The organism is Streptococcus sp. 2741, from assembly GCF_013276315.1.
In the GTDB taxonomy this organism is placed as follows: domain Bacteria; phylum Bacillota; class Bacilli; order Lactobacillales; family Streptococcaceae; genus Streptococcus; species Streptococcus pseudopneumoniae.
The window spans coordinates 1-8,415 of sequence record NZ_VMKU01000046.1 but is presented as its reverse complement, the minus strand read 5'-3'; the positions used below and the strand labels follow the sequence as shown (position 1 = coordinate 8,415).

Genomic DNA, 8,415 nt, shown 5'->3' with positions numbered 1-8,415 from the left:
ACGCTGACGTGGTTTGAAGAGATTTTCGAAGAGTATTAAATGCTGAAAAGTTGTCCGAGCAGGAAGGTAACGCCCATGGTCAAGAGACCAATAGCTAGGTTCCGAATCATAGCTGTTCTAGTCGGAGCCTTTCCAAGTTTGGCACTAGTGTAACCAGTGAGAAGAAGAGCCACACCGACGATAAGGACAGTAACAGGGATGCGGTATTCACTTGGGAAAATAGTTACTGACAGCATTGGTGGTAAGCTACCAAGGAAAAAAGAAATAAAGCTAGAGATAGCAGCATGCCAAGGATTGGTAAATTCTTCATACTCTATCCCATATTTTTCCTCTACCAAAGCCTTGAGCGGATTATTTAAAAAGGCTTTGTTGGTGAGAAGTTGGGCTGATGTTTCACACTCACCATTTTGGATATAGGCTGCATAGAGGGACTTTTTGGCTAGTTCCATATTTTGGTCTAGCAAGAGTTGCTCACGCGCAACGGCCGCTTCCTCGGTATCTTTTTGAGTTGAAACGGATACATATTCTCCACCCGCCATTGAAAAGGCGCCAGCTAAGATAGCCGCAAAACCTGATAAAAAGATAATCCAGATATTGCTCGTAGCACTAGCAACCCCGATAACCACACCAGCAATGGAAATAATTCCATCGTTGGCACCAAGAACACCCGCACGCAAGATATTTAAACGACCTGCAAAATTTGAATCGATTTCGTGATTTGTTTCTGACATACTATTCTCCTTTTATCCAGTATAAAGGAAACAGATAATGAAATCAATCTTTTAAAAGTATCTGAAAAAAGTTGCACGATTTTAATGATATAAAAATGTCGACATCTTCTCTAATAGATCAAACACCGAGGGTAAAGTGTATAGAATATTATAAAGAATTTTAAATTAAATACGATAAACATTTTGTTCACTTTATAATCGTTTACAAGAGAACAATTAGTGTAAAATCAAATAAAATCCAAATATTTTGCGAACTTTTTTATATTTTTTTCGTAAAACGCTTTACAAGTTCTTAAAAACATGATATAGTAATGGAGCTTAGAAAATGAGATGATGTTTTCTAGCAAATATAAACCCGAGTAAAAAATGCCTACGGACAGGCAGGGTTGAATGCCGAAGCGTGGTTGAAAAACCACATTATTGATAGGGTTAAAAGCCTACTTTTATAAGTTGATGTTAGGACACTTGTCCTAATTCATAAATTTTTAGTGTGGTGAAAGCACACGTCATCTTGTGAAACGATCAATAAAGTACGTAATATTTGCTACTAGAGAGTTAGGAAACATCGGGAACAGACATACTCAACAGAAACAAACATAAAAACGTCAGAAGATTGCAGAGCAGGTGAAAACCTGCTCTTTTTTCATGAGTCAACCTTTAGTTCCTTAGTTTTCATAAGGTTCTAAAAATATTGAAAGGAGTATGTCTTGAAAGAGTTAGATCAAAACCAAGCCCCAATTTATGAGGCCTTGGTCAAGCTACGCAAGAAAAGGATTGTCCCCTTTGATGTGCCAGGTCACAAGCGTGGACGAGGAAATCCAGAACTTGTCGAACTGTTAGGAGAAAAATGTGTTGGCATTGATGTTAATTCGATGAAACCCTTGGATAATCTAGGGCACCCCATTTCTATTATTCGGGATGCAGAGGAGCTGGCTGCAGATGCTTTTGGAGCTAGCTATGCTTTTCTGATGATTGGTGGAACAACTTCATCAGTGCAGACTATGATTCTTTCTACTTGTAAGGCTGGAGATAAGATTATTCTGCCACGTAATGTCCATAAATCTGCTATCAATGCGCTGGTTCTATGTGGTGCCATTCCCATCTATATCGAGATGAGTGTAGATCCTAAGATTGGTATCGCTTTAGGTCTTGAAAATGACCGAGTAGCCAAGGCCATAAAGGACCATCCAGATGCCAAGGCCATTTTGATTAACAACCCTACTTACTACGGAATCTGTTCAGACCTAAGGGGATTGACAAAAATGGCTCATGAAGCTGGCATGATGGTTTTAGTAGATGAGGCCCACGGAGCGCATTTGCATTTTACAGATAAACTTCCAATTTCTGCTATGGATGCAGGTGCTGATATGGCAGCAGTTTCCATGCATAAGTCTGGTGGGAGTTTGACCCAAAGTTCGCTTCTTTTAATCGGGGAGCAGATGAATCCTGAGTACGTTCGTCAGATCATCAACCTGACCCAGTCAACATCCGCCTCTTACTTGTTGATGGCTAGTTTAGATATTTCACGTCGCAACTTGGCCCTTCGTGGTAAAGAGTCGTTTGAGAAGGTCATTGAGCTATCCGAGTACGCTCGTCGTGAAATCAATGCTATCGGTGGCTACTATGCCTATTCAAAAGAGTTAATAGACGGTGTGTCAGTCTGTGATTTTGACGTGACCAAGCTGTCCGTTTACACTCAGGGAATTGGGCTAACAGGTATCGAGGTTTATGACCTCTTGCGAGACGAATACGATATTCAGATCGAATTTGGTGATATTGGGAATATCTTAGCCTATATTTCCATCGGTGACCGCATCCAAGACATCGAACGTTTGGTCGGTGCTTTGGCGGATATCAAGAGACTCTACTCAAGAGATGGAAAAGACTTAATAGCTGGAGAATATATTCAGCCTGAGTTGGTGCTGTCTCCACAAGAAGCCTTCTATTCAGAGAGAAAAAGTTTGTCTTTAGACGAATCTGTCGGACAGGTCTGTGGGGAATTTGTCATGTGCTATCCTCCAGGTATTCCTATCTTGGCTCCTGGAGAACGCATTACACGAGAAATTGTCGACTATATCCAATTTGCCAAGGAACGTGGTTGCTCCCTCCAAGGGACGGAAGATCCAGAGGTCAATCACATCAACGTCATTAAGAGAAAGGAGAACTAGATGGATTTATGGTTTTCTGAAGTTCATACTCCAGATGTGAAATTGTCCCTGAGAACAGCCAAGCAACTCTATGCTGGTAAAAGTGAATGGCAGGATATAGAAGTCTTAGATACGCCAGCTTTTGGAAAGATTTTGATTTTAAATGGGCATGTTTTATTCTCAGATGCGGATGATTTTGTCTACAATGAAATGACCGTTCATGTTCCCATGGCTGTACATCCCAATCCCAAGAAAGTCTTGGTTATTGGGGGTGGTGACGGTGGTGTTGCTCAAGTATTAACACTCTATCCAGAATTGGAACAAATCGATATTGTAGAACCTGATGAAATGTTGGTAGAGGTTTGTCGTGAGTATTTCCCAGATTTTGCTGCAGGTCTTGATGACCCTCGTGTTACCATTTACTATCAAAATGGGCTACGCTTTTTGCGAAACTGTGAAGATGATTACGACATTATCATCAACGATGCGACAGATCCATTTGGTCATACGGAAGGTCTCTTTACCAAGGAATTTTACGGCAACAGTTACAGAGCTCTGAAGGAAGACGGCATCATGATATACCAGCATGGGAGTCCCTTCTTTGACGAGGATGAGTCGGCTTGCCGAAGCATGCACCGCAAGGTTAATCAAGCCTTTCCAATCAGTCGAGTTTATCAGGCCCATATCCCAACTAGCCCTGCTGGTTATTGGTTGTTTGGATTTGCATCGAAAAAATACCACCCTGTCAAAGATTTTGACAAAGAAGGCTGGAAAAAACGCCAGCTTTTCACAGAATACTACACTGCAAACTTACACGTAGGGGCCTTTATGTTGCCCAAGTATGTTGAGGACATTTTAGAAGAAGAGGAAGGAAAAAAATGAGTCGTTTATTAGTTATTGGATGTGGGGGCGTTGCCCAAGTTGCTATTTCAAAGATTTGCCAAGATAGCGAAACCTTTAAAGAAATTATGATTGCTAGCCGTACCAAGTCAAAATGTGATGACTTGAAGGCTAAATTAGAAGGCAAAACAAATACTAAGATTGAGACAGCAGCTCTTGATGCTGACAAGGTAGAAGAAGTGATTGCCCTGATTGAAAGCTACAAACCAGAAGCTGTTTTGAACGTAGCTTTGCCTTATCAAGACTTGACCATTATGGACGCATGTTTGGCAACAGGTGTTCACTATATCGATACAGCCAACTACGAAGCAGAAGACACAGAAGACCCTGAGTGGCGTGCCATCTATGAGAAACGTTGTAAGGAACTTGGTTTTACTGCTTACTTTGACTACTCATGGCAATGGGCTTATCAAGAAAAATTCAAAGAGGCAGGCTTGACCGCTCTTCTTGGTTCTGGTTTTGACCCAGGTGTGACTAGTGTCTTTTCAGCCTATGCCCTCAAACACTACTTTGACGAAATCCACTATATCGACATTTTAGACTGTAATGGTGGTGACCACGGTTATCCATTTGCGACAAACTTTAACCCAGAAATCAATCTCCGCGAGGTTTCTGCTCCAGGTTCTTACTGGGAAGATGGGAAATGGGTCGAAGTCGAAGCTATGTCTATCAAGCGTGAGTATGATTTCCCTCAAGTTGGACAAAAAGATATGTATCTCCTTCACCATGAAGAAATTGAATCGCTGGCCAAGAACATTCCTGGAGTCAAACGCATTCGTTTCTTTATGACTTTTGGTCAATCTTACTTGACACATATGAAATGTCTTGAAAATGTAGGACTCCTTCGTACGGATACCATTAACTTTAACGGCCAAGACATCGTTCCGATTCAATTTTTAAAAGCCTTGCTTCCAGACCCTGCAAGCCTTGGCCCACTTACTGTAGGTAAAACCAATATTGGATGTATCTTTACAGGTGTAAAAGATGGCGTTGAAAAGACCATCTACATCTACAATGTCTGCGACCATCAGGAATGTTACGCGGAAGTTGGTTCACAAGCTATTTCTTACACGACTGGCGTTCCAGCCATGATTGGAACAAAATTGGTTATGAACGGTACTTGGAAACAAGCTGGAGTTTACAACCTTGAAGAATTGGATCCAGATCCATTCATGGAAGCTTTGAATGAGTATGGCTTGCCTTGGGTTGTGGTTGAAAATCCACAAATGGTGGACTAATGAAGCTAGAACAAGTACCAACACCAGCTTACGTCATTGACTTGGCAAAGTTAGAAGACAACTGTCGCATTTTACAATATGTACAAGAAGAAGCCGGTTGCAAGGTTTTGCTTGCCCAGAAGGCATATTCCCTCTACAAAACCTATCCCATGATTAGCCAGTATCTATCTGGTACGACTGCTAGTGGACTTTATGAAGCCAAATTGGCAGGGGAAGAATTTCCTGGCGAAGTCCATGTTTTTGCACCTGCTTTCAAGGATGCAGACTTGGAGGAATTGCTGGAGATAACAGACCATATCGTTTTTAACTCAGAGAGACAGTTGCGTAAGCATGGAGCTCGTTGTCGGGATGCTGGTATAAGCGTGGGGCTGCGACTTAACCCTCAGTGTTCAACTCAAGGAGATCATGCTCTCTATGATCCTTGTGCACCAGGTTCTCGTTTTGGCGTTACACTAGATAAAATTCCTAGTGATTTGCTGGATTTGGTGGATGGTCTTCATTTTCACACCCTTTGCGAGCAGGGTGCAGATGATTTAGAGACAACTTTGAAAGCAGTAGAAGAGCAGTTTGGTTCCTATTTGCATGAGGTCAAATGGCTCAATATGGGGGGCGGCCATCACATTACAAGAGAAGACTATGATGTAGATTTGCTGATTTCAGAAATCAAGCGTATCCGAAAAACTTACAATCTTGAAATCTATATCGAGCCGGGTGAAGCCATTGCGCTCAATGCGGGTTATCTAGCAACTGAGGTATTAGATATTGTCGAAAACGGTATGGAAATCTTGGTTTTAGACGCCTCTGCGACCTGCCATATGCCTGATGTACTTGAGATGCCCTATCGTCCACCTTTGAGAAATGGCTTTGAGGCACAGGAAAAAGCCCATACCTATAGACTTTCTTCCAATACTTGTCTGACGGGCGATGTAATTGGAGACTATAGCTTTGAAAATCCAGTTCAAATCGGAGACAGACTTTATTTTCAAGACATGGCCATTTATTCTTTTGTCAAAAATAATACCTTTAATGGTATTGGATTGCCAAGTCTCTATCTCATGGACGAACAGGGAGACTGTAGCTTAGTCAAAGCATTTGGCTATCAAGATTTTAAAGGGAGATTATCATGATGGAAAGTCCCAAAAAATTAGGCTATCGCATGCCAGCAGAGTACGAAGCACACCATGGTACCCTCATGATATGGCCGACTCGACCAGGATCATGGCCTTTTCAAGGAAAGGCTGCTAAAAGAGCTTTCAGCCAGATTATTAAGACCATAGCAGAAGGAGAAAGAGTCTATCTTTTGGTGGACCAAGACTACTTAGCTGAAGCCCAATCTTATCTTGGAGACAAGATTGTTTATTTAGACATTCCCACCAATGATGCCTGGGCCCGTGATACAGGTCCGACTATTCTTGTCAATGATAAAGACCAGAAATTAGCTGTGGATTGGTCTTTTAATGCTTGGGGTGGTGCAGTCGATGGTCTTTATCAAGACTATGAAGATGATGACCAAGTAGCCAGTAATTTTGCTGAGGTCTTGGAAATGCCTGTTTACGATGCCAAACCTTTTGTGCTAGAAGGCGGAGCGATACACAGCGATGGTCAAGGAACCATTCTTGTGACTGAAAGTTGCCTACTAAGCTCTGGTCGCAATCCTCATCTCAGTAAAGAGGAAATCGAGAATACCTTATTAGACAGCCTTGGAGCCGAAAAAATTATCTGGCTTCCTTATGGTATTTATCAGGACGAAACCAATGAACACGTTGATAATGTTGCTGCCTTTGTTGGTCCTGCAGAGCTTGTTTTGGCTTGGACAGACGACAAAAGCGATCCTCAATATGCCATGTCAGCAGCTGATTTAGCGCTTTTAGAAAAGGAAACAGATGCAAAAGGTCGTCACTTTATCATTCATAAATTGCCTATCCCTGCAGTTCGTCAAGTTGTGACAGAAGAGGATTTGTCAGGCTACATCTATGAAGAAGGTGAAGAAGAACGCTACGCAGGTGAACGACTAGCAGCTTCCTACGTAAACTTTTATATCGCCAATAAGGCTATCTTGGTTCCCCAATTTCAAGATAAAAACGACCAAGTAGCCTTAGATATTCTCAGTGAGTGTTTCCCAGATCGTAAAGTTGTCGGAATACCAGCCAGAGATATTCTTTTAGGTGGTGGCAATATCCACTGTATCACCCAACAAATCCCAGAATAGGAGAAAAAGATGAGAAATGTAAGAGTTGCAGCCATTCAGATGCAATGCGCCAAGGATGTGGCAACAAATATCCAAACCGCAGAGCGTTTAGTACGTCAGGCTGCAGAACAAGGTGCCCAAATTATTCTCTTGCCCGAGTTGTTTGAACGTCCCTATTTCTGTCAGGAACGTCAGTATGACTACTACCAGCATGCCCAGTCGGTGACAGACAATACAGCTATTCAGCATTTTAAAGTGCTTGCTAAGGAACTACAGGTTGTTCTACCAATCAGTTTCTATGAAAAAGATGGCAATGTCTTGTATAACTCTATTGCCGTTATTGATGCAGATGGGGAAGTGCTGGGTGTTTATCGGAAAACCCACATACCAGATGACCATTATTATCAAGAAAAGTTTTATTTCACGCCTGGTAACACTGGTTTCAAGGTCTGGGATACTCGCTATGCCAAGATTGGTATCGGTATCTGTTGGGATCAATGGTTCCCTGAAACAGCGCGCTGTCTTGCATTGAGTGGTGCTGAATTGCTCTTTTATCCTACAGCCATCGGTTCAGAGCCAATTTTGGATACAGATAGTTGTGGTCATTGGCAACGTACCATGCAAGGACACGCAGCAGCAAATATTGTTCCAGTCATTGCAGCCAATCGTTATGGTTTGGAGGAAGTCACTCCAAGTGAGGAAAATGGTGGACAGAGTTCCAGTCTTGACTTCTACGGTTCCTCCTTTATGACGGATGAAACAGGAGCTATTCTAGAACGAGCTGAAAGACAAGAAGAAGCTGTTCTGTTAGTAACTTATGACCTAGATAAGGGAGCAAGCGAACGCCTAAACTGGGGCTTGTTTCGAGATAGAAGACCGGAAATGTATAGACAAATTACAGATTAGTGTGGGAGAAATGAGAGATTCATTCTGCTAGACTAACTTCTTATTAGCAACTATAAGATACTATGGTATCTAGTAAATCGATTTTTATGATTCACTATTCTTTTATCTTGATTAGTCCGTATTTTATACTAGACTTCCTGCAAAACTAGAATCCTAGTTCATGATTGATAATACCAACAATCAAATTCATTCGTAATCCGAAGCGTTTACGATGATTTCGATAGGTTGTTGAAAACATTTTAAACGTTTTTACTTTGGCAAAGATGTTCTCAACCTTGCTTCTCTCCTTAGATAGCGCATGGTTA

Annotated in this window: 7 protein-coding genes and 1 pseudogene; 6 read left to right on the top strand and 2 right to left on the bottom strand. The window is 41.8% G+C overall.

The window, feature by feature from the left end; translation table 11 throughout:
- Positions 1-35 precede the first annotated feature (35 nt).
- Positions 36-731 (bottom strand): VIT family protein, encoded by a 696-nt coding sequence (locus HT671_RS05385; RefSeq protein ID WP_138703124.1) that lies wholly within the window; start codon positions 729-731, stop codon positions 36-38.
- 707 nt (positions 732-1,438) lie between these two features.
- Between HT671_RS05385 and HT671_RS05380 the strand changes: the two genes are divergently transcribed.
- Genes HT671_RS05380 through aguB form a run of 6 tightly spaced genes read left to right on the top strand, consistent with a single transcriptional unit; the run spans position 1,439 to position 8,110 of the window.
- A complete protein-coding gene (locus HT671_RS05380) occupies positions 1,439-2,899 on the top strand; it encodes an aminotransferase class I/II-fold pyridoxal phosphate-dependent enzyme (RefSeq protein ID WP_138703123.1) in 1,461 nt (486 codons plus the stop codon).
- A complete protein-coding gene (speE, locus tag HT671_RS05375; RefSeq protein ID WP_000366713.1) occupies positions 2,900-3,760 on the top strand; it encodes a polyamine aminopropyltransferase in 861 nt (286 codons plus the stop codon).
- Entirely contained in the window at positions 3,757-5,016 is a 1,260-nt protein-coding gene (locus HT671_RS05370; RefSeq protein ID WP_138703122.1) for a saccharopine dehydrogenase family protein, read from the top strand. The genes speE and HT671_RS05370 overlap by 4 nt, the downstream gene beginning before the upstream one ends.
- The gene (gene nspC / locus HT671_RS05365) at positions 5,016-6,143 is read left to right on the top strand and encodes a carboxynorspermidine decarboxylase (RefSeq protein ID WP_138703121.1); all 1,128 of its coding nucleotides are present in this window, start codon (positions 5,016-5,018) and stop codon (positions 6,141-6,143) included. The genes HT671_RS05370 and nspC overlap by 1 nt, the downstream gene beginning before the upstream one ends.
- Positions 6,140-7,225: an agmatine deiminase gene (gene aguA / locus HT671_RS05360; protein WP_138703120.1), complete on the top strand. Its 1,086-nt coding sequence runs from the start codon at positions 6,140-6,142 to the stop codon at positions 7,223-7,225. The genes nspC and aguA overlap by 4 nt, the downstream gene beginning before the upstream one ends.
- 9 nt (positions 7,226-7,234) lie before the next feature.
- Complete coding sequence (gene aguB, locus HT671_RS05355; RefSeq protein WP_138703119.1) at positions 7,235-8,110, top strand: N-carbamoylputrescine amidase; 876 nt, start codon at positions 7,235-7,237, stop codon at positions 8,108-8,110.
- Between the two features lie 145 nt (positions 8,111-8,255).
- On the opposite strand, the pseudogene HT671_RS05350 reads toward aguB, so the two are convergent.
- Positions 8,256-8,415 (bottom strand): annotated as a pseudogene (locus HT671_RS05350) (IS5/IS1182 family transposase); the annotation flags it as partial.

Bases quoted from the DNA above. Each gene is read 5' to 3' on its own strand.
- HT671_RS05385 (WP_138703124.1), bottom strand. From the start codon at position 731: ATGTCAGAAACAAATCACGAAATCGATTCAAATTTTGCAGGTCGTTTA.
- speE (WP_000366713.1), top strand. From the start codon at position 2,900: ATGGATTTATGGTTTTCTGAAGTTCATACTCCAGATGTGAAATTGTCC.
- HT671_RS05370 (WP_138703122.1), top strand. From the start codon at position 3,757: ATGAGTCGTTTATTAGTTATTGGATGTGGGGGCGTTGCCCAAGTTGCT.
- nspC (WP_138703121.1), top strand. From the start codon at position 5,016: ATGAAGCTAGAACAAGTACCAACACCAGCTTACGTCATTGACTTGGCA.
- aguA (WP_138703120.1), top strand. From the start codon at position 6,140: ATGATGGAAAGTCCCAAAAAATTAGGCTATCGCATGCCAGCAGAGTAC.
- aguB (WP_138703119.1), top strand. From the start codon at position 7,235: ATGAGAAATGTAAGAGTTGCAGCCATTCAGATGCAATGCGCCAAGGAT.